Raw genomic sequence first — 21,341 nt, forward strand, 5'->3', positions numbered from 1 at the left:
TAATACGCTTACATAAAGCAACCTCTTTGATCAATATCAATATAAATGATCTTGTTTTCCCCTATTTTTTTTAGGGCTTATTCTGCTACACTGCAGCATTTCACCAAACGCATTTAAATTCCTTTTTATTTTAAATTTCAGACAAATTCAATTCTGTTCAATTGATACAAATCAAGATATATAAAAGTGTGTCGTGTACCATTTTTTCATGAGAATAATTATATAGAGATGAATAAAATGGATTATTTTCCTTTGTTTATGGATATAAAAGAAAAGCAATGCTTAGTTGTCGGTGGTGGAGAAATTGCTTATCGAAAAGTTTCTGCTTTACTTAATGCTGGTGCACAAGTAATTGTTGTTGCAAAAAAAATAGGCGAACAACTGATATCTATATCTGACAACTTGTCTCTTACATTACTCACAGAACAATATTCAAGTTCTCATTTAAAAGATAAGTCTCTAGTAATTGCCGCAACGGACAATAAAGCGCTGAATAAAATGGTTTCAAATGAGGCAAAAAAAATAAATCTACCGGTTAACGTTGTTGATAACCCTGATCTTTGTAGTTTCATTTTTCCTGCTATTATAGAAAGAGGTCCAATATCTATCGCAGTTTGTAGCAATGGTAACGCACCTGTTCTAGGTAGACTACTTCGTGCAAAAATTGAATCAATTATTCCATTTCAATATGGTAAACTTGCTGAGCTTGCTCAAAAATATAGGGCAAAAGTAAAATCTATTTTTAGCAATACCAATCAAAGAAGAGATTTTTGGGAATCTGTTTTTGAAGGACCAATAGCTCAAGCTGTTTTTGCAGGTAACCACGAACAAGCTGAATCATTATTACAAAATAAATTATCCGAAGACTTTTTTCCTCAAGAAAACCGAGGAGAGGTTTATTTGGTTGGCGCTGGCCCTGGCGATCCCGAACTTTTAACCTTCAAAGCATTACGTTTAATGCAACAGGCAGATGTCGTCATTTATGATCGGTTAGTTACACCAGAAATATTGGATCTCACTCGCCGCGATGCGCATAAAATTTATGTTGGTAAAAAATCCAAGTTCCATTGTGTGCCACAAGAAGATATAAATTCACTATTACTTGACTACGCTAAAAAAGGTCATCGAGTACTTCGTTTAAAAGGGGGCGATCCCTTTATTTTTGGTCGAGGCGGCGAAGAAGCAGAAGAATTAGTCAAGCACCAAATACCTTTTCATGTGGTTCCTGGTATTACTTCTGCTGCTGGTGCATCTAACTACTGTGGCATTCCTCTCACCCATAGAGATTACGCACACAGTGTAACCTTTGTGACAGGACATTTAAAAAATGATAGCTGCGATTTGAATTGGAAGGCTTTAGCACATAAGCACCAAACCTTAGTTATTTATATGGGGCTATCTGCATTAGAAACAATCAGCCAAAATTTAGTTGCTCATGGATTGCCGAGTTCGACGCCTGTAGCGGTTATTCAAAATGCGACTCGCCCAGAACAAAAGCTCGTTATTGGTAACTTATCAAATATTGCAACTGAAGTTGCCAATGCCGGAATCGAATCACCTGCACTCATTGTTGTTGGTGAAGTTATTCGCTTACATGACACACTAAAACATACCAACCAAACAGAAACAATGGCTGTTGCACATGGCAATTTAGCCCTAGAAAGAAAGCGGGCCTAGAAAATTTGTCCTCTTAAGCAACCTCAACACTCAATACAAAAAAGTAGCGCTCTAAAGCTCTAACTAACCTCAACTCTGGATAAGGAAATTCAAAATAATTAATAGAATCATTTTTATTTTCAATGACTTAAAACCCAATTAAATTGAATTGCAGTTTCCACTTGAGTTCAGTGTGGCTATTTTTGTGGATATCAAGGCAAGTGACTGCCGCAATAGCGAGCTATTGCAAAGGCGCTTAACGCTGAAAGCTGCAAAAATAGACGCTCTGATGATTTTTCTTATCCAGAGTTGAGGTTAACTACTCTTAGGGCTCTACACTCTTGCTTCAAAACCAATAGTCTTTCTATATATCCAAGAAATAATAACTTAAAAAACTGTCTAATTTTTAAACATGTAGTGAAAATTCTTTCTTTTTCTGAGAAAATACGCGCCCTTAATTGAAAACCTAGCCCTTACTTAATGATAAAAGCTGATAAAAACCTCTTCTCTTACCCCAAATACTGGGCAGAATGCTATGGTAGAGCCAAGTTTCTACCGATGTCTCGCACAGAAATGGATGAGTTGGGCTGGGATAGTTGCGACATTATTATTGTTTCTGGTGATGCTTACGTTGATCATCCTAGCTTTGGAATGGCTGTAATTGGTCGATTTCTAGAATCGCAAGGATTTCGTGTCGGTATTATCTCTCAGCCAGATTGGAATGATCCCGAAGCATTTAAAGCACTCGGCCAGCCAAATCTGTTTTTTGGTATCACAGCAGGCAATATGGATTCAATGATTAATCGCTATACTGCCGATCGAAGAACCCGCAGCGATGATGCTTACACACCACATGCAGAAGCTGGCAAACGACCAGATCGTGCTGTTATTGTGTATACACAAAAGTGTCGTGCAGCATATCCTGATACGCCAACAGTGATTGGTGGTATCGAAGCAAGTTTAAGAAGAATTGCACAATATGATTACTGGAGTGATGAAGTCAGACGCTCGGTATTAATCGATTCCGCCGCCGATATTTTATTATATGGCAATGCTGAACGAGCAATGGCAGAAATAGCCCACCAGATATCACTTGGTCGTTCTGTGAAAACGTTAACGGATATACCAGGCACAGCCATAGTCAGAGACGCAGTGCCGGAAGATTGGGTTGAAGTTGATTCCACTCGCATCGACTGGCCCGGTAATATTGCTAAAATGCCTAATCCGTATGAGTATAACGATCCGGCATCTGAATCCTGTAAAAGCAAACAAGAAAATGGAGAAAAAACGACACAAGTTCCTATACGAATTGTACCTATGCCGTTAATGGGCAAAAAAGGACTTGATCGTGCTAACACCGTTATTCGCTTACCTTCATTTGAAAAAATAAGAAAAGATTCTGCACTTTATGCCCATGCATCAAGAATATTACACTTAGAGTCAAATCCACATAATGCACATACATTAGTACAAAAACATGGCACTAAAGAAGTTTGGGTCAACACACCACCAATTCCACTTGAGACAGAGGAAATGGATGGTGTTTTTGATTTAGAATATGAGCGAGTTCCACACCCTGTATACGGTGATGCAAAAATTCCCGCTTATGAAATGATTCGATTTTCAGTCAACATCATGCGTGGCTGCTTCGGTGGTTGTACATTCTGCTCAATTACTGAGCATGAAGGGCGAGTAATTCAAAGCCGCTCACAAGAGTCAGTCGTGAAAGAAATTGAAGCCATGCGAGACAAAGTGCCAGGTTTTACTGGAACAGTATCTGACTTAGGTGGGCCTACGGCTAATATGTATCACCTCAATTGCAAAGACGATGAAATTCAGAAAAACTGTCGCAAGTTATCTTGTGTCTATCCAACCATTTGCAAAAACTTAGTCACGGATCATTCTCAAACTACTCAGCTCTACCGAAAAGCACGTGCAATTCCCGGTGTAAAACGCGTGGCAATTGCATCTGGATTACGCTATGACCTGGCAGTGGAAGATCCTGAATACGTAAAAGAGCTGGTAACTCATCATGTTGGTGGCTACCTGAAAATAGCCCCCGAACATAGTGAAAAAAACACCCTGGAAAAAATGATGAAGCCAGGAATGGATACTTACAATAAGTTTAAAAGTCTATTTGAAAAGTATTCTAAAGAAGCAGGAAAAGAACAGTACCTGATTCCTTATTTCATTTCCGCACACCCTGGTTGTGATGATAATGATATGCTCAATCTAGCTTTATGGTTGAAGAGAAATAAATTTCGTTTAGATCAAGTACAAAATTTTTATCCATCACCTATGTCTCTAGCAACGGCGATGTATCACTCAGAAAAAAACCCACTTAAAAAAGTCACCTATAAAAGTGAAAGTGTTTATACTGAAAAAGATTTAGATCGTAGACGCCGACACAAAGCACTATTACGCTATCATGATGAAAAAAACTGGCCGGCGATTCGCTTATTGCTGAAAGAACTAAAACGTGAGGAACTAATCGGCGACGGCCCCAATCAACTAGTTCCAGCAGCAAAAGCACAGCTTAATAATGTAGCAAGTAAAAGCAACGGCCGAAATCAGAATCGCCGTCCTAGAACAGTTTCAACCAAAAGAAATAAAGCGGGTGGTAAAAGCACTCATAAGAGCCGCCATAGAAAGTAGCCGCAAAAATAATTAATTACTAACAGAGTTTATCTATGAACGAAATTTCTATTATTACACCCGATGATTGGCATCTTCACTTTCGCGATGGAGACATGCTTCAAGAAACGGTTCTAGCTACAGCTCGTTGTTTTCAACGCGCCATTGTAATGCCGAATTTAGTACCACCTGTGACCAATGCCCAAATGGCAAAAGACTATAAGCAAAGAATAGTTGAAGCCACACCTAAGGAAAGTCAGTTTGAACCTTTAATGACCATTTACCTGACCAACCAAACAACTCAACAAGATATTAAAGATGCTAAAGCAGCTGGTGTAGTTGCAGCAAAGTTATACCCCGCAGGTGCAACGACGAATTCAGATGCAGCTGTTAGCCAATTAGATGCATTAAATCCGGTACTGGAAACAATGACAGAAGTTGATATGCCCTTGTTAATTCATGGCGAAGTGACCGATCATGTCATTGATATTTTTGATCGAGAAAAAATATTTATTGAAGAGAAACTAACACGAATCGTAAACCAATTTCCCCAACTTCGTATTGTTCTTGAACATATTACAACCAAAGAGGCCGTTGATTTTATACAATCGGGTTCATCAAAATTAGCAGCAACTATCACTCCGCAACACCTTTTACTTAATCGTAATGATTTATTGGTTGGTGGTATCAGACCCCATAATTTTTGCTTGCCTGTATTAAAACGTAATATTCATCAACAAGCCTTAAGAGAAGCGGTAGCCTCTGGCTCTAAAAAGTTTTTTCTTGGTACAGACTCTGCCCCTCATGAAAAACATCGTAAAGAAAACGCTTGCGGCTGTGCTGGCTGTTACAGCGCATGGAGCGCAATAGAACTATATACACAAGTATTTGAAGAGTTAAATGTGCTAGATAACCTAGAAGCATTTGCGAGCTTAAACGGCCCCAACTTTTATCAACTTCCAGTCAACCAAACACACATCACGCTAGTGAAAGAAAGCTGGACTATACCAGAAGAAATTACCTTGCCTAATGGCAATCCCATTGTGCCGTTTTTTGCAGGTCAAACGATAAATTGGAAACTAAAAGTTTAGGCTATTAAATGATTCCATACAAACTACCAGAAGAAAAAGCAACAATTCTACATTATGTAAAACTACTCAATGATGATACTACCAAAGCTATCATTGAACGTGATGAATTACGTAATAAAGAAGAAGCAATTCACTTAGCTAACTTTTTTTGGAAGATGGTTAACGCTTCCAACAATGAAGATAAAGTATCAGGAGATAATAGTGAGTATATACTTGAAAAAATCATTATTACCTTTATGACTTATTTTCGCTCATCGGGCTACGAAAATGAATGGGAAGAGGTATCCGATAACAACTAATGACTCGTCCCTCTTTCATAATGCGTTTTATTATAAACGTTATATTTGCCAGAGGGCTTTTTCATCGGCAAACGTTTTATTTCTTTTAATGTTTCTGCATCATAAATAATTAAAGCACCATCCATATCCCATATACTCAATAGTGCATATTTACCATCTTTAGTATATTCAATATGTGCAGCAGTTTTACCTGGTGCTGGTTGTAATGTCTTAACAATTTCTAAACTATGTTTATCAATAACATGAATCTTATCTTTATGGGGTCCAAAAAACACATCAACCCAGGCATAACGACTTGCGTCATGACTCCGCATAAAAAAACCGGGTCCTTTAGTTTTAAGACGTTTGATAGTCTTCCAACTTTTCATGTCAATGATACTGACTTCTCCACGGCTTAAATTAGGTGAGGCAAGCACTTCACGGCCTTGATAATTCCAGGTAATTCCTGAGCCTAAATGAGGCATTCCACTAATATCTATATCAGAAACTAATTTGCCTGAATCCATACTAATTACCTTTCCAGTCAAATTCTTTTGTCGACCCTGGCTATTGGCAGGACGAGAAGCACCAATCACTAATGAATAATCTTGATTAAAGAAAAAGTCATCTAAGTAATCGGTTGTTTTAATTCTTTGATGTTGATACTGCTTTTTGTTCTTTTGATTCAAATAAGGAATTTCCCAAATTTCAGTAAAATCTTTCATTGCAGCAACAAAACTACCGCGAGTTGGTGCAGTGTAAACAGCGCTCACTCTAGAGGTTTTACCTTGATCGTTTTTAGTACTAATTGTCTTAATTAAAGATAAATCATTCGCATCTAATAAAACGATATTATGCGGTAGATAATTCCCAACAGCGATTGTTTTGCCATCAAATGAAATAGCAGCATTCCGAGTATTAATGCCCGCTCTTACTTCTGCCACAGTTTTTAAATTGTAGATATCAAACTTTGAAATCCAGCCATCTCTTGACGCAAAGTAAACAAAACGGCCATCTGGAGAATACTTAGGTCCTCCATGAACTGCATAACGTGTTGCAAAACGATGAATCGGTTCAAACTTGTCGCCATCTAACAAGGTAGCATGATGGTCACCGATCTCTACAACGATGAATAAGTTTTGCATGTCTGCTTTAAAAATAGGTTTATTATCAAGCTTTGATTGATCAAAATGAATGATCCGCGAGTTGCTAATATCTTTATCTAACCATTCAACTTTCTCTGCTGGCGGCTGATAGATAAACTGGGTGAGTGAATTAATTTGACTCTTTGATAATACTTTTGCAAATGCAGGCATTTGTGTTAGGGCTCGACCGTTAGCAATAACATCTTTAGCCGCAGCTTCTTTGATCCGACTTAAGTTCCCAGGCAAAAGCGCAGGACCAATGCCCCCTAAACGCGCTTCGCCATGACAACTGGCGCAATGTTTTTTATAAGTTTCTTTAACAGTCGTTTTATTCGCATAACTTGCCTGACTCAGCATTTGAAAAACAATTGTTAGTAAAAACAATATCCGTTTTTTATTTAAACAGAAAAAAAACATAGTAACCTCTAATTAAATTCTGTCGACAACATTAATACTATTAATAGTTTTTTGATAAATTCAAACTATAACATTGGCGTTTTTGATTTCGTTGATAGCTTGCGCTGAAATGGAACAACCTCAATCCTTGAAGCGAGATTTTTAATATTCAGCTCTTCGTCAGACAAATAACAAGCGGGATCTTCTTGCCAAGGATCGCCAGTAAGCTGGTAAGCCCTAACGCGGGTATTACCGCCACAAATTGTCTTATATTCACAAAGACCACAACGCCCTTTTAGTGGCCGTTCAGACATTTTTAAACCAGCCATTAATGGGTCACTCACATCACACCATATTTCAGAAAACTTTCTGGTTTTTACATTACCGAGTTTATAGTCCCACCAAAACGTATCAGGATGAACTTCACCAAGGTTATCAATATTAGCCACATTTTTTCCTGTTGAGTTACCTCCCCATTGCTTAAGCCTCTCTTCTATAAATGAAGCTTTCTCTGGAAATTGATGTTTAACCCACTGTAAAAAATACACACCATCTGCATCGTTATTGCCAGTAACAAACTCTATTTCATTTTCTGTACCTAATCGCTTCCATGCTTCATCAAAAATTAAATCCATTGCTTGCTTTGTCATTTGATGAACAACATCATCTTTTCGGTTTCGATTACCCCTTCCAGCATAATTTAAATGTGATAAATAAAATTTATCTATTTTATGCTGATCAATTAAATTGAGTATTTCAGGCAGCTCTTTTGCGTTGTCTTGCGTTAAGGTAAATCGAAGTCCTACTTTAATTCCTCTTTCCTGGCATAGTTTAATCGCATGCATCGATTGTGAAAAAGCACCTTCCATTTGTCGAAATTTATCATGCGTTTTTTCTATACCATCAATGCTAATCCCTAAATAATCAAATTTGGCCTGGGCTATTTCATCAATATTAGCTTCATTGATCAAAGTTCCGTTAGTAGACAAACCTATATAAAAACCAAGTTCTTTTGCTTTAGCTGCAATATCAAAAATATCTTTTCTTAATAAAGGCTCTCCACCTGATAATATCAACGCGGGAACATGAAAAGATTTAAGATCATCTAAAGTATCGAATACTTGCTGTGTGTTTAGCTCACCAGGAAAGTCTGTATCAGCACTAATCGAATAACAATGCTTGCAACAAAGGTTACACCGACGAATCAAGTTCCAAATAACAACAGGACCTTTCGGCTTTCTTAGAGGGGAAGTTTTATTAGGATGAGCAACTGCTTGCATAAATTGAGTAACTCTAAACATTTTTCACCTCAATAAAAGATTCATCATAGCGCTAGCTATTAAGTTTAAATTCTTAACCCTGTTTTTTTCAAAATCTTACTACTTTTTAAAGTTGAATACTGACGGCAAGAGTCGCCAATAAGCCACTTAATTTTCTGTACTTTACTATCAGTTTCTTCTTGATGAGTACCATGTACCATAGCAAAAAAGTTGTATGGCCAATCAGGCAAATGTCTTGGCCTTTGATAACAATGACTAACAAAGTCTAACTCACCTACCGCTTGTCCTACCTGATCAATATCATGATCTTTGATATCCCATACTGTCATCAAGTTAAACAAATAACCGATTGCATAATGGTTAGGCACACAACCAACCCGCCGAATAATACCCCGCTGCTTCATTGAGCGAATAATATCAATCACTTGTTGCTCTGTAACATTAAGCTTTCTAGCAATAGTCAAAAAAGGCCGACTTTCAATTGGTAAGCCTGCTTGTGTAAGCTGTATAATTTCTTTTTCTATAGCATCTTTCATCATTTTTATACGGGTAGGTAAAGTCCAACAAAAAACTCTCGTTCTTTGGGACAGTTAATTCCAACGCAGTTACTTTTAGTGACAATATCTTGATAAGCATCTTCTAATTCTTGAGGCGAACTTGTCGCTAAAACAAACCACATATTCCACTCATGTTCTCTTAAATAGTTATGAGCAACTTGTGGATAGCTATTGACAAGTTTAGCAACATCATCAACCTTGCTTTGCGCGACCTTAAGTGCACATAAAGAAAAAGCACCTTGTTTTTTACTGATATCAAATAGTGGACCAAATCGAGTAATGACGCCTTTATCTAGAAGATTTTGTAGTGAAGTAATGACTTCCGATTCATCACAACCGAGTTCGTTAGCTATCATTAGAAATGGCTCAGGAACCAATGGTAAATCATTTTGCAAACGATTAATCAATAATTTTTCTAACGGTGTAAGCTTGACTTTATGCTGTAGAATATTATTTTTTACTTTCATATTAATCTAGCCATATTTCTAAAGTGCGCTCAACTCATTATGCAATATACTTTGCACCAGTTTGTTTATATTTTTGGGAACTGAATAGAATGTCTTTTCTATATTTATCCAAACAGTGGCTGGCAGTTAAGGATTCTAAATATTCCTTCACTTCAGTTCGACATTTCCCATGAATCATAATAAACAAATTGTACGGCCAGTCTGGTAGTTGACGAGGACGTTGATAACATAAAGTTATTTTTTTTTGTTTAGCAAATAGCTCTCCTATTTGATCAACTTTATCATCAGGTATATCCCAAACAACCATAGCATTCGCACGATAGCCAACACGATGATGATTAACAACCATCCCCATTCTTTTAATCACATTTTGTTCTACCATATCATTAATAAAGCTCAGCAACTCTTTTTCATTGACACCTAAGTCTAATGCTAACTTTTGATAAGGGTGTTCACAAATATCTAAACCAATAGAAAGCTGATTTAATATTTGATGCTGAGTAGAATGACTAATCATAAGTCAAATGCCAAATCAATATAGTAGCTTTTAATCATAGGAAGCCGAATTAATTGACAACCACTTTTATCTATTATCTCTTGAAGAACTGAATTGAGTCGTTCATTGGTTTTTGCAGTTACAACAAACCATAAATTAAAATTATGTTCTCTCATATAATTGTGATTAATTTCTTCAAAGCCATTGATCAAGCTAACGGTTGTTTCCATTTTAGAAAATGGGACTTTTATCGCAACCAACATGCTACATCCCATTTTTTTATGATTAACAACTCCACCAAAACGACTAATAACACCTTGTTCTTTGAGTTCCTGAAGACGTTTTATTATTTCGTGCTTATCACGTTTTAAATCCTTAGCTATTTGTGTAAAAGGATCATGCGATACAGGAAAGTTCTTTTGAACTTTATTGATTAATAGCACATCTGATTCTGTTAGCGGGTTCATAAGCCAATTTTATGTGCACGATTGCTGAAGAAAATACCACTCGGGCTCTCCGCTTTTAACACTTTTAATCTTTTAAAGGTCTTAGTATCATAAATATGAATTTCATTTTTATTTCTCACAGACACCCACACCTTTTCACCACGAGGCGTAAACTCCATATGCAAAACTCCTTTTCCAGCTTCAATCGTTTTAATCACCTGTAGAGTTTTTGCATCAATAACTTGTAACCATTGATTATCTGGGTAAGCAAAATTAACCCATATTTGTCGACCGTCAGGTTGTGCCATCGCAAAAACAGGATTGGCTTTAATCGGGATCCGTTTCTTTTCTTTCCAATTATTAATAGAGACAACCAATAAGTTATGCTGCCCTATCGCAGGCAAAAATGCATGTTCATTGTTCATTGCCCAACCTTCAAGATGTGGCATTTTATAAACAGGGAATTTTTTTTCGCCTTTGCCATAGTGAGATAATATTTTTTTTGCAGATAATGACTCTTCCCAGAGATCAACTAAAGCTAAACCGTCTTCACCAAATAAGCCTGCAATATAATAACGTCCGTCGCTAGATACCAAACCATCGTAGGGTTGTTTACCAATATCAGGTAAACGCTCTACAACAGGCTTATCAGGATGACTCATATCAACCTTGTAAAGATCGTTACCTTCAAAAGCGGTATAAACAAATTGCTCTCCAGGGATATCTACCAAACCAACCGTTTTCGAACGATTTGAGGAGTGATTAATGTTGGCAGGAATATCGGCAACTAAAGATAAATCATCTGACTTAAAGATTTTAACGCCGCCCGGCTGATAATTAGAGACCGCTATCAATTGACCGCTTTGTGATATAGCTCCACCAATTGAATTACCCGCTTGAACAACACGTTTGACTATTTTTCCTTGCCGAATATCAACTTTAGTTAACCCTCCGTCTCGTGCAAAAATATAAACATAAGCTTGATCACGAGAAAATACTGCTGAGGCATGAGACAGATCACCTAATCCTTTAACCTGACATAAAATTTGATCATTAGTATGTTCAACAATTAAAAGGCTGCCTGAAGCTCTTTCAATTACAATTCCCATATCGCCAGTACTGCGAGATAGATTGCAAGAAAAAGAAAAATTAGAAAAATTAATAAAAAAAAGCGTAATAATAAATTGAGTGAGTTTCATTATTCTTATCCAGCTCGTTACTCTTTGTCTTCAATGTGAGAATTTTTTTGCGAAGTGTTAGTATGCTTATGAGATTTATTTAGAACAGTATCAGCAATAACATTTTTATCTGACAATAAGTATTCAGCTAAAAAACTTATTTCTTCATCTTTTAGAATATCTTTCCAAGGCGGCATTGCTGTACCTGTACGACCATATTTAATAACAGCTTCTAAGTAGGCTTTACTTTTATTTTGCAAATGCTGTTTCAATAACGCAGGTCCTAACCCCCCTTTTAAAGTTAAACCATGACATGAGCCACAGTCTTGCTTGAGTAGGTATATTAGTGACTGCTTGTTTTCATCTGTCAATGCCGTTGCATTGTTCGAAAATAAAACAACAATACCAGTCAAAACAATATAAATAAGCGCAGATAAGATTGGTAGCTGTTTGTATAATAGGTTATTCGTTCTAGACATGGCACTAGCCTGTTCCTATCCCCAATAACAGGCATTATAAAACGCTTAGATAAAGACGATTTGATATGGATCAGGCTAGTGCTTGTTGTTTATAAGTGTTGCCAGCGATTAACTCTATTACGACCATCTGCTTTTGCTTGATAGAGTGCAGAATCTACCCTGGAGTAAAGGGTTTCTGGTGCAACATTTAAATCATCGATAGAAACAATACCAATACTCACCGACACACTAATTTCAACTCCGGAGCCAGTAATGATAGGAGTCGCTCTAACTCGCTCAATAATTCTTTTAGCAATATTCATTTCAAGTTGCTTGTCTGTTCGAGTTAAAAACAACATATATTCATCACCGCCAATACGTGCAAAAATATCACCACCTCGCAGCACGGAACGCCCCGCATCAGCAACCATTTTTAGGACTTTATCACCATCTTGATGACCATATTGGTCATTAATTGGTTTAAGGTCGTCAACATCAATTAACATTAGCGAATGATGAACTGATTTTGAATTCTTTCGTTTGAGCAACCTTTCAATTGTTGTAAAAATTAAGCGTCGGTTAGAAAGTCCTGTTAACTCATCAGTAATGGCAAGCGCTTTAAGCTTGCGTGATACTTTATATTGCCACCAAACAAAGCCTAAAATAAGTAATATAAATATTAATGTCAGGTAAAGCCAAAGCTTTTGTATTTTTATTTTTTGTAGTTGTTCGTTCAATTTTAACTGTTGTATTTGTGATTGGTTTTCTAATTTCATTAACTCTAACCTTTCACGTTCACGCATCATGGTTAGCCGCAAATTTTCTAACCTGCTTGATGTATTAGTTTCTTGTGCTTTTGAGTATTTTTCATAATATTCGTTAATTAATAAATATGCAGACTCATAATCACCTTTTAAAGCGGCAATTTTAGCCTCTACTTTTTCAGTTTCAAGCTCCCAACTAGTACCAATTAAAGTAGGCATATTTAGATAAATATTCTTGGCAGCAACAAGAGAAGTTTCAGCCTCTATAAAATTAGCGTCTAGCGCATCGCAAACCGCTTTACGTTTAAATAACTCTGCTTTGTAATCATTAAATTCAGAGACATTGAGTGCTTTTTGTATAATAGGTAGCGCTTTACTACAATCACCTTGTTCGGTGTAAGTCATAGCAACGCCATAATGATAAAAGAAGTTAGTATACGTTTTATTAAGCCCAGAAACAGCTTGCTTGTACTTATTAAACCATTCTATCGCTTTATCTGTCTTGCTTTGATAACGGTAAGTCGAAGCGATCCCAAAGGCACTTTCACCAATATAATAAGGATACTTTAAACTTAAATATTGTTGATGTGCTTTTTGATAACTTTTTATACTGTCATCATATTTTCCCATATAAGCATATAACACCCCTTGAGTTTCATTAACTAAGCCCAATAAAAATTGTGAGTTAACAGAGTCTGCTAGCTTATAAGCTAATTGTAAATCAAATAGTGCCGCTTCAAACTGTTCTGCCAAACTTTGGGTATAAGCTAACTCAACTAACGCGACTACATAAACAGGTAGCTCTGTTCCAGGTGCCGTTAATTCTACAGCCTGCTTCAAAACTTTAATTGATTCCCCGTAATCGCCTGCTCTTTGTTTAATAACACCATTAAAAGTTAAAAACTTGCCTGCAATATAGACTGGGCTTTGGTTATCAATGAGTTTAAGCGCTTGATCAACAGTTGAATTAAATGCTTCAAAATTATAAGAGTAATTAGTCGCTTCAGCATACCTTAGCAACCATAATAAATGTAAGTTTTTCTCTGATGTAATAATTTGCTCGTCCATTTCCTGCAGACGTGATGAAATATAAACGGGTTCGGTGAGTACCAACTCATTCATTTGCGTAAGTTCTTTATGCAATTGCTCTACATCATCATGGTTTACTACAGCCAAGCAATGCATAGAGGAAAAACAAAAAACTACTATAAACAACAACCTAATCAATATTAAATACTCTCATTCAACTCATAAAAGCGGTTTATTAGTCACTGACCCATAAGAAATCACAACCATACTAATCTCCATTAGAGATTAAGGAGCCATAGAGTATTCTATCGCTGTATAAAAAACAATCACGCATTGTTGACATTCTTAAAGCCAGACGCCAATAAATCGTCAACTTATTTAATAATTTTTTCTTAAAATACTCTGTTGAATTTAAAAAGTCATATAGGCGATTGATAATCAAAGATATTTAGCTATCCGCTAGGACTAGTCAAAACCAACCTGTTTTGTATTCAACAATCAATTTTACTATTTGAAATAGGTAAACATATTAAATAAGTATAAATGGTGTGCATTAAGCGTGAATATTAACTATCTATCTTTTAAGGTTAGCGTCTAGATGGCTAATTGAAACCTCGCATTTATAAATGCCTTAACTATAACTATTTCAATAATATCTATAAAACTAATACGTATAAGTAGTCAATTTAGAGCAAGCAAAAAGAAATAAGAAAAGCTTATTTTTAATAATAAACATTAATCCTACAAATACAAACCAGTATAGCATCATCTAAATCACGCTACATTGGCTATTTAAAGGTGATTTTCAACAAGAGAATAAGTGTATATCTATAAAATTGAGTACTATATCTCAAATAACTTGCATATAAGGATGATATTTATTTTAAAAATCTGTAACCTATTAACTCATCATGCGTCATAAAATATGATTTTCATAAAAATGACTCAACATCAAGCAAAATAAAATTTAATGCTTGCATAAAACCTAAGCCAAAAATAAATGCTCTAACATTAATAAAAATATCATATGATGATAATTGATCTGCCTACTCAATATAAAAAATATAACAATATAATTTAGTCTGCAGAAAAAAGTAACTATTATGAATAAAAAAAAATTGATGGAGAACTTAGCTCTTTTAAAAGAGCAATATTGTTCGACCAGACAAGCAACAAAAGAAATTTGTAACAACCTGACTAGCGAAGATCTGCAAGTTCAATCAATGCCCGACGCTTCACCACTTAAGTGGCATTTAGCGCATACAACATGGGCTTTTGAAACTTTTATTTTAAAAGCAAAAAATAAAAACTACCAAGTTTTTGATAAAAGCTTTGAATATCTTTTTAATTCGTATTACAACGCTATAGGTGCTCAGTTTTCTCGCTCTCAAAGAGGATTGCTAACACGACCCAGCATTAAAGAAATCAATCTTTACAGACAATACGTCGATGAAGCGATGATTGATTTTTTAGACCATAAAATGAATTTATTAAGCGAAAGCGACGCTTCAAAATTAGTTCAATTAATTCTGCTAATGATAAATCACGAGCAGCAGCATCAAGAACTAATGCTAACCGATTTAAAACATCTTTTATTTATCAATCCGACTTATCCAGACTATGGACGGCAAGAAATACTCGATAACACTCTTAACAAAAACAGTATTAGCTTTAGTGGTGATTTATATACAATAGGGCACGAAAATGAATCTTTTTATTTTGATAATGAGGGTCCACCTCATGCTTATTATGTTAATGATTTCAAACTAGATACTCATCTTGTTAGTAATGCAGAATACTTGGAATTTATTGAGAGTAATGGTTATCACACTGCATCTTATTGGCTTTCAGAAGCTTGGCAAAAAATTAACCAAAACCAAGTAACTCATCCTCATTATTGGGTGAAACAAGATAACCAGTGGTTTGAGTTTACTTTAAATGGACTTATTCCTTTATCACCTCATTCACCAGTCAAACATGTTAATTATTTTGAGGCTAATGCTTATGCGAGTTGGCAAAATAAACGCTTACCAACCGAACAAGAGTGGGAAGTTGCTGCACGTAGTCAAAACCCTCAATTAAAACAAATATTTGGACAACTTTGGCAATGGACGTCAAGCAGCTATTCGGCATACCCAGGCTTTAAACCTGCCACAGGAGCAATTGGTGAGTATAATGGTAAATTTATGGTTAACCAATATGTACTTAAAGGTGGCTCAATAGTCACCCCATGTGGGCATATTCGCCCATCTTATCGTAACTTCTTTTATCCTGATGCGAGCTGGCAATATAGCGGCATCAGACTTGCGGAGACAATCTAATGGATGTAAAAGTAACTGATATCGCAGATACACCAACAGGTTTTATTGATGATGTTATAGAAGGCTTATCAAAAAAACCTAAAACACTTCCGTGTAAATATTTTTACGATGAAACTGGCTCAAAACTTTTTGAAGATATTTGTGACGTTCAGGAATACTATATCACCCGAACTGAAATTAAATTGCTTGAAAAAATCAAGTTTGAACTCTCAGATATGATTGGTAAAAAAGCAGTAATTATTGAGCCAGGTGCAGGTGCAGGTAGAAAAATTCAGAACTTGCTTGAAACCTTAGACTCTCCATCAACCTACGTTCCAATCGATATATCTGCTGATTTTTTATTCTACAGTGCAGAAAAAATTAAACATAAGTTTCCAGATGTTAACATTATGCCAATTCAAGGAGACTTTACTGAATCAATTCGCTGGCAAGGAAATCAAGAGCAACGAAATCGAGTTGTATTTTTCCCCGGTTCAACTATTGGAAATTTTACGCCTCAGCAAGCTGAGAGCTTTCTCAAAAATCAAGTTAAACTAGTCGGCTCACAAGGAGCACTATTAATTGGTGTAGACTTAGTAAAATCAAACGAACGTCTGGAAGCTGCTTATAACGATAAACAAGGAGTCACAGCACAATTTAATAAAAATTTATTAACCCGCATCAATACGGAACTAGGTGGAAACTTTGATCTTCAACAATTCTCACACCATGCTTTTTTCAATGAAGAGAAGTCACGAATTGAAATGCACTTAAAAAGTGATAAACAACAATCAATTAAAATAAACCAACAAATTTTTAAGTTTGAAGAAGGAGAAAATATTCATACTGAAAACTCTTACAAATATTCAATCAACAGCTTCATTCAACTAGCTAAAAAAGCAGGGTTAAAAAGCCAAAAATATTGGGTTGATGAAAGTAACTTGTTTAGCATCCATTTTCTTACTCCTTAATAGCCTCACGCTCATTCTAAATTTATACACTTCCTGATTAATAACATAATGGTTGCTTATAACAACTATCAACCATTATGTTAAAAACTAGAAGCTATACAAAAATCTAACCTGCTTTTTATTAAACAGTAACTTATTTTTGAGCAACTCAAATTTTTTCTAGTGAACGGTTTATACCTGTCAAGAACACAGGCGATTTTTTTATTCATGGTCTAAACTTAAGTTGTAGCAGCCGAAGTCAAATGGTTAAATATTTATGTTGCATAAACAAAGTTTAAATAACAGTTACAGACCGACTCTAAATCAAATCAATGTGTTACTTATATTGATAGCTATTTTTTACACCCAAATGATTAATGCCAATCCTGCAAGCTCATCAATCAATTATTCTAAGGAACGATTCTACTACTCTTCTAATATTATTATTGAAGTTGAACACTTTAAGCAAGCTATCAAGGCATTTGAGTGGCTTGATCTCATCAGGCTAACCGAAACAGGCATGGAAACTTTTAATGCTATCGAAATGAGCGGACATCAACTATTAATATACCATAGTCCATCAGCATTACTTTCAGCAGGAGTTACAGGAGCTCCACTTTCTCAAAATTTAACCAACGGTATTGGTGAAAGTGTGTATATAAAATTTTATCTGGATATGGAAGATTATGGTTCTAATTGTGTTTTGGGTGAAAGTGGTAGTTATATTCATTATTCAGCGCTTCATAACCTGATGCATGAACTAGTTCATGCCCGACATAAAATGAATGGAACCTGGCTTTATTTTGACTCAGAAGGACAAGCCATTCGTGAAGAAAACAAGTTTAGAATTGATTGGGCCACTTATCGCTCTACAAGCTACTCACTACGCTATGATGATCCTGATGATGAAGCTATTATTATGAGTCAAAATGGTCACTGCGCTATCTCTAATATTCCCGAACAATAAGTTTTCTTACTTTCATAAAATCAAGCAACACAACGACTCTCTTGCCCGTTAAGCTTTTAATTACTTATTATCATAACTGACATACTCTCTTACCTACTCTCAGCGCAATACGATTCATATACTTTTGAGATAAATCAGTTAATTCAATAAATAACCAAGTGATATTATTTGTAAAGACTTTAAGCGCAAGTTAGACTTTTTTCCAATATACACAAATAGAATTAAACATTGATTATCAACTAGTCATTTAAAATTCAATAAACAAGGTTCTTTTCACTCAACATAAGCAAGAAAGTATGGCTAGGCTGTTAAGCATTATTATTGCTACTTTTAACACCCCTGCCTTACTTAAGCAAAGGAGAAAAATATGCTTAAACCTTTAGCTCGGTATATACTCACACCAACCGTTCTCGCACTAGGATTCCATTCAACAGTCATTGCCAAATCTACCGTTGAACCTCCAAAAGGATTACCCGCACTAAACAAAACAATTAAAGGCACAATTATAGAGCCTTCTTTAAAAAGCCCAACCTTATTAAAGTCATTAGTAGACAACCCAGCTAATACAGACTGGTTCAACTTGAGTCCAAGTGTCGATAATGCAGAAGGAGCCTCAGTTAATTTAGCCTATGATTATTTATACGCAGATGACGATCATGATGATGAGCCAATTATTGTTGCGGTGATAGACTCCGGCGTTGATGTGACCCATGAAGATTTACAAGGTAAGATATGGTTTAACGAAGATGAAATCCCTAATAATGGCATCGATGATGATCATAATGGCTTCATTGATGATATTAATGGCTGGAATTTTATTGGTGGTAGAGATGGACAAGAAGTCGGCTTTGATACTCTGGAAGTAACCCGTGAATATGCTCGCTACACAAAAATGATTGAAGATGGCGTCATCCTTACTGAAAAACAACAAGCCTACTTTGAACGTGTAAAAGCCGACTATGAACCCAATAGAGATTTTGCCGAATTCCATGTTAACAACGCAACTCAACATCAAGCATCATCGATTCAAAATAAAGCTTTTTTAGCTGAGAAACTATCAATGACAGACTTTTCAAGAGAGTCACTCAATGCAATTGATAGTTCAGAACCAGACATTATTGCCGCTAGAGATTCTCTTTTGTCAACTCTGGATTTTTATGGTTCATATGAAATCATACCACTCTATATTCAATACTTTGGTAATCAATTAAATTATTACTACAATACGGAGTTTGATACCCGCGCCACAATCGTTAAAGATGATCCTGATAACTTATATGAAAATAATTATGGCAACAATAATGTAATGCCTTATGACTCAAGCCATGGCACTCATGTTGCTGGAATAATTGCAGCTAGCCGGAGTAATCAACTCGGTATTAAAGGTGTTGCTAACAATGTAAAAATCATGGCTCTCAGAGCTGTTCCCAATGGAGATGAAAGAGATAAAGATATTGCAAACTCTGTTCGTTATGCCGTTGATAACGGCGCTAAAATTATTAATATGAGTTTTGGCAAAGGCTACTCCCCTAATAAACCAGTTGTAGATAGAGCATTTGCTTACGCAGCTAGACGAGGCGTACTACTCGTTCATAGTGCAGGCAACAGTTCTGAGAATATTGACAGTGCTTACAATTACCCTAATCCGTATCCAGCCAGAATACCTAGAAGAAAAATTCGTGGCTGGTTAGAAGTAGGCGCATCAACACATGAGTTTGGCGAAAGCTTAGCTGCTGGCTACTCTAATTTTGGAAAAAGAAAAGTAGATTTGTTTGCACCAGGCTCTCAAATACTATCGACCATTGCCAACAATCAGTATGCATCATATAGTGGAACGAGTATGGCCAGTCCTGTTGTCTCAGGTATAGCTGCATTACTCCTTTCATACGATGATGATTTAAAGCCTAAACGCTTAAAAAAATTATTAATGAAATCCGTTAGAACTTATCCAGGTTTATTAGTACAAACACCAGGAACTGGTGATTTAATTCTATTTAGCGAATTATCAAAATCCGGTGGCGTTGTCGATGCCAATAATGCAATGATGCGATTAGTCGATTAGTCAATTAATTTAGCATGTAAACCCGTTATCGTTTAATCGTGTCGGCTAATAACCATATATGTTTTGTTGATTAATAGTTAAAACTAATTAATCAACAAAACTTTTTAAGTTAGTAACACCTCGTCAAAATTCAAATAAATTTTCATGCCGAAAATCAATTTTGTTTATTTTTAAATCATTATTATTTGTAACAAAGTTTTAGCTTGTTCAACAAACAATCAAAGCATAATTGTTTTTTCATAATTGAGATATTTTTCTAAAAAATATCTAAAATATCATTTTTTTATTCGTTAATTGATGCAATGCGATCATCTTGCGCTATACTGAATATGTGTGAAGTTATTCATAAATGAAGTAGCAATACACAGTTACAAGTATGAGCATATTTCATTTGTTTTTGACACAACTTCATTACTCTCTTAGTTTATTTGATTGGTTAAATTATTGTTTTAAACAAAATATAATTAGTGAGAAAAGGAGATAGGTTATGTCAACCATTACAGGCGTAGTAGATTTTTTCGATGCATCTAAAGGCGGCGGTTTTATTTATCAAGAAAATGGAGCCAACGTTTTTGTCCACATGAACACAGTAAAAAGCTCTGGACTCAAAACTTTAAAAGTTGGTCAACATGTTGAGTTCACCATGGTTAATAAAACAATCGGCTCGGAAGTTGGTAACATTTCTGTTCTCTAATTAAAACAAAAAATAAAATCAGGTAGGACAGCAAAACAATTTATTAGTTAAGCTGTCCTAAAAAATATCCAACTCTCAGTTGGGGTATTTTTTTCGCTTAATATTTTCTGCATTATTATCACAACATTAAAGTAAAATTCCGCTTTAGGAATACAACCCGCTACTCATAGCAACGTTTAAATAAAGCTTTGATATACTCACTTATCATAAAACAATTACAATTCATTCAACAAATTTTAAGTTATCAAATAAAACAATGTTGCTGTGCTTTGATTCAGAGTAAATAACTAAATTCCATTGTGATTTGATACTAATTGCTATTCAAATTATCTTGCTTTATCTATAAATATATCTATCCATAACTACAACGCTTCTCGTCATTAACCTTTTTAATCGTATTGCCGCTCAAGCAAACTAAATAAGCCCCTTCTAATATTCCCTCATTTTTTAAGGTAAATATTCACAAAACACAATTATTTTTTGTGCACAATGA

General features: G+C 35.6%; 18 protein-coding genes. 9 read left to right on the top strand and 9 right to left on the bottom strand.

All coding sequences use genetic code 11. The features are described from left to right. Positions 1 to 237 precede the first annotated feature (237 nt). The 4 genes from cysG to ACT5E3_RS19635 all read left to right on the top strand — a co-directional run bounded on the left by cysG (position 238) and on the right by ACT5E3_RS19635 (position 5,680). Positions 238 to 1,677 (top strand): siroheme synthase CysG, encoded by a 1,440-nt coding sequence (gene cysG / locus ACT5E3_RS19620; protein WP_444995253.1) that lies wholly within the window; start codon positions 238 to 240, stop codon positions 1,675 to 1,677. 459 nt (positions 1,678 to 2,136) lie between these two features. After that, positions 2,137 to 4,311 (top strand): YgiQ family radical SAM protein, encoded by a 2,175-nt coding sequence (locus ACT5E3_RS19625; RefSeq protein WP_444995254.1) that lies wholly within the window; start codon positions 2,137 to 2,139, stop codon positions 4,309 to 4,311. A gap of 35 nt (positions 4,312 to 4,346) precedes the next feature. Then, a complete protein-coding gene (gene pyrC / locus ACT5E3_RS19630; RefSeq protein ID WP_444995255.1) occupies positions 4,347 to 5,381 on the top strand; it encodes a dihydroorotase in 1,035 nt (344 codons plus the stop codon). Between the two features lie 8 nt (positions 5,382 to 5,389). Beyond that, complete coding sequence (locus ACT5E3_RS19635) at positions 5,390 to 5,680, top strand: hypothetical protein (protein WP_444995256.1); 291 nt, start codon at positions 5,390 to 5,392, stop codon at positions 5,678 to 5,680. On the opposite strand, the gene ACT5E3_RS19640 is transcribed toward ACT5E3_RS19635, so the two are convergent. The 9 genes from ACT5E3_RS19640 to ACT5E3_RS19680 form a co-directional block, all read right to left on the bottom strand. After that, on the bottom strand, positions 5,677 to 7,221 hold the full coding sequence (locus tag ACT5E3_RS19640; RefSeq protein WP_444995257.1) for a cytochrome D1 domain-containing protein: 1,545 nt from the start codon (positions 7,219 to 7,221) through the stop codon (positions 5,677 to 5,679). The genes ACT5E3_RS19635 and ACT5E3_RS19640 overlap by 4 nt on opposite strands. Before the next feature lie 65 nt (positions 7,222 to 7,286). Further along, positions 7,287 to 8,501, bottom strand: coding sequence for a heme d1 biosynthesis radical SAM protein NirJ (gene nirJ, locus ACT5E3_RS19645; RefSeq protein ID WP_444995258.1), 1,215 nt, complete (start codon positions 8,499 to 8,501; stop codon positions 7,287 to 7,289). Positions 8,502 to 8,545: 44 nt separating this feature from the next. Continuing rightward, positions 8,546 to 9,019: a siroheme decarboxylase subunit beta gene (gene ahbB / locus ACT5E3_RS19650; protein ID WP_444995259.1), complete on the bottom strand. Its 474-nt coding sequence runs from the start codon at positions 9,017 to 9,019 to the stop codon at positions 8,546 to 8,548. A gap of 2 nt (positions 9,020 to 9,021) precedes the next feature. Further along, entirely contained in the window at positions 9,022 to 9,504 is a 483-nt protein-coding gene (locus ACT5E3_RS19655) for an Lrp/AsnC family transcriptional regulator (protein WP_444995260.1), read from the bottom strand. Between the two features lie 37 nt (positions 9,505 to 9,541). Further along, a complete protein-coding gene (gene ahbB, locus ACT5E3_RS19660; protein WP_444995261.1) occupies positions 9,542 to 10,021 on the bottom strand; it encodes a siroheme decarboxylase subunit beta in 480 nt (159 codons plus the stop codon). After that, positions 10,018 to 10,467 (bottom strand): Lrp/AsnC family transcriptional regulator, encoded by a 450-nt coding sequence (locus ACT5E3_RS19665; RefSeq protein ID WP_444995262.1) that lies wholly within the window; start codon positions 10,465 to 10,467, stop codon positions 10,018 to 10,020. Before ACT5E3_RS19665 ends, ahbB (ACT5E3_RS19660) begins: the two co-directional genes overlap by 4 nt. Then, positions 10,464 to 11,645 carry a cytochrome D1 domain-containing protein gene (locus ACT5E3_RS19670; protein WP_444995263.1) on the bottom strand — a complete coding sequence of 394 codons (1,182 nt, stop codon included), beginning with the start codon at positions 11,643 to 11,645 and terminating at the stop codon, positions 10,464 to 10,466. Before ACT5E3_RS19670 ends, ACT5E3_RS19665 begins: the two co-directional genes overlap by 4 nt. 17 nt (positions 11,646 to 11,662) lie before the next feature. Beyond that, positions 11,663 to 12,103, bottom strand: coding sequence for a c-type cytochrome (locus ACT5E3_RS19675; RefSeq protein WP_444995264.1), 441 nt, complete (start codon positions 12,101 to 12,103; stop codon positions 11,663 to 11,665). 89 nt (positions 12,104 to 12,192) lie between these two features. Beyond that, complete coding sequence (locus ACT5E3_RS19680) at positions 12,193 to 14,022, bottom strand: tetratricopeptide repeat-containing diguanylate cyclase (RefSeq protein WP_444995265.1); 1,830 nt, start codon at positions 14,020 to 14,022, stop codon at positions 12,193 to 12,195. A 956-nt stretch (positions 14,023 to 14,978) separates the two neighbouring features. Here ACT5E3_RS19680 and egtB point away from each other — a divergent pair. From egtB to ACT5E3_RS19705, 5 genes are all read left to right on the top strand, one after another. Then, the gene (egtB, locus tag ACT5E3_RS19685; RefSeq protein ID WP_444995266.1) at positions 14,979 to 16,196 is read left to right on the top strand and encodes an ergothioneine biosynthesis protein EgtB; all 1,218 of its coding nucleotides are present in this window, start codon (positions 14,979 to 14,981) and stop codon (positions 16,194 to 16,196) included. Continuing rightward, positions 16,196 to 17,146: an L-histidine N(alpha)-methyltransferase gene (gene egtD / locus ACT5E3_RS19690; RefSeq protein WP_444995267.1), complete on the top strand. Its 951-nt coding sequence runs from the start codon at positions 16,196 to 16,198 to the stop codon at positions 17,144 to 17,146. Before egtB ends, egtD begins: the two co-directional genes overlap by 1 nt. A gap of 256 nt (positions 17,147 to 17,402) precedes the next feature. After that, positions 17,403 to 18,092: a hypothetical protein gene (locus ACT5E3_RS19695; RefSeq protein ID WP_444995268.1), complete on the top strand. Its 690-nt coding sequence runs from the start codon at positions 17,403 to 17,405 to the stop codon at positions 18,090 to 18,092. Positions 18,093 to 18,459: 367 nt separating this feature from the next. Continuing rightward, entirely contained in the window at positions 18,460 to 20,154 is a 1,695-nt protein-coding gene (locus ACT5E3_RS19700; RefSeq protein ID WP_444995269.1) for a S8 family serine peptidase, read from the top strand. Between the two features lie 487 nt (positions 20,155 to 20,641). Continuing rightward, entirely contained in the window at positions 20,642 to 20,848 is a 207-nt protein-coding gene (locus tag ACT5E3_RS19705; protein ID WP_444995270.1) for a cold-shock protein, read from the top strand. The last annotated feature ends 493 nt before the right edge of the window (positions 20,849 to 21,341 follow it).

It is taken from the genome of Aliikangiella litoralis (genome assembly GCF_052495765.1).

Bases quoted from the DNA above. Each gene is read 5' to 3' on its own strand.
- nirJ (WP_444995258.1), bottom strand. From the start codon at position 8,501: ATGTTTAGAGTTACTCAATTTATGCAAGCAGTTGCTCATCCTAATAAA.
- ACT5E3_RS19695 (WP_444995268.1), top strand. From the start codon at position 17,403: ATGTTGCATAAACAAAGTTTAAATAACAGTTACAGACCGACTCTAAAT.
- ACT5E3_RS19640 (WP_444995257.1), bottom strand. From the start codon at position 7,221: ATGTTTTTTTTCTGTTTAAATAAAAAACGGATATTGTTTTTACTAACA.
- egtD (WP_444995267.1), top strand. From the start codon at position 16,196: ATGGATGTAAAAGTAACTGATATCGCAGATACACCAACAGGTTTTATT.
- ahbB (WP_444995259.1), bottom strand. From the start codon at position 9,019: ATGATGAAAGATGCTATAGAAAAAGAAATTATACAGCTTACACAAGCA.
- cysG (WP_444995253.1), top strand. From the start codon at position 238: ATGGATTATTTTCCTTTGTTTATGGATATAAAAGAAAAGCAATGCTTA.
- ACT5E3_RS19700 (WP_444995269.1), top strand. From the start codon at position 18,460: ATGCTTAAACCTTTAGCTCGGTATATACTCACACCAACCGTTCTCGCA.
- pyrC (WP_444995255.1), top strand. From the start codon at position 4,347: ATGAACGAAATTTCTATTATTACACCCGATGATTGGCATCTTCACTTT.
- ACT5E3_RS19675 (WP_444995264.1), bottom strand. From the start codon at position 12,103: ATGTCTAGAACGAATAACCTATTATACAAACAGCTACCAATCTTATCT.
- ACT5E3_RS19625 (WP_444995254.1), top strand. From the start codon at position 2,137: ATGATAAAAGCTGATAAAAACCTCTTCTCTTACCCCAAATACTGGGCA.
- ahbB (WP_444995261.1), bottom strand. From the start codon at position 10,021: ATGATTAGTCATTCTACTCAGCATCAAATATTAAATCAGCTTTCTATT.
- ACT5E3_RS19635 (WP_444995256.1), top strand. From the start codon at position 5,390: ATGATTCCATACAAACTACCAGAAGAAAAAGCAACAATTCTACATTAT.
- egtB (WP_444995266.1), top strand. From the start codon at position 14,979: ATGAATAAAAAAAAATTGATGGAGAACTTAGCTCTTTTAAAAGAGCAA.
- ACT5E3_RS19670 (WP_444995263.1), bottom strand. From the start codon at position 11,645: ATGAAACTCACTCAATTTATTATTACGCTTTTTTTTATTAATTTTTCT.
- ACT5E3_RS19705 (WP_444995270.1), top strand. From the start codon at position 20,642: ATGTCAACCATTACAGGCGTAGTAGATTTTTTCGATGCATCTAAAGGC.
- ACT5E3_RS19665 (WP_444995262.1), bottom strand. From the start codon at position 10,467: ATGAACCCGCTAACAGAATCAGATGTGCTATTAATCAATAAAGTTCAA.
- ACT5E3_RS19655 (WP_444995260.1), bottom strand. From the start codon at position 9,504: ATGAAAGTAAAAAATAATATTCTACAGCATAAAGTCAAGCTTACACCG.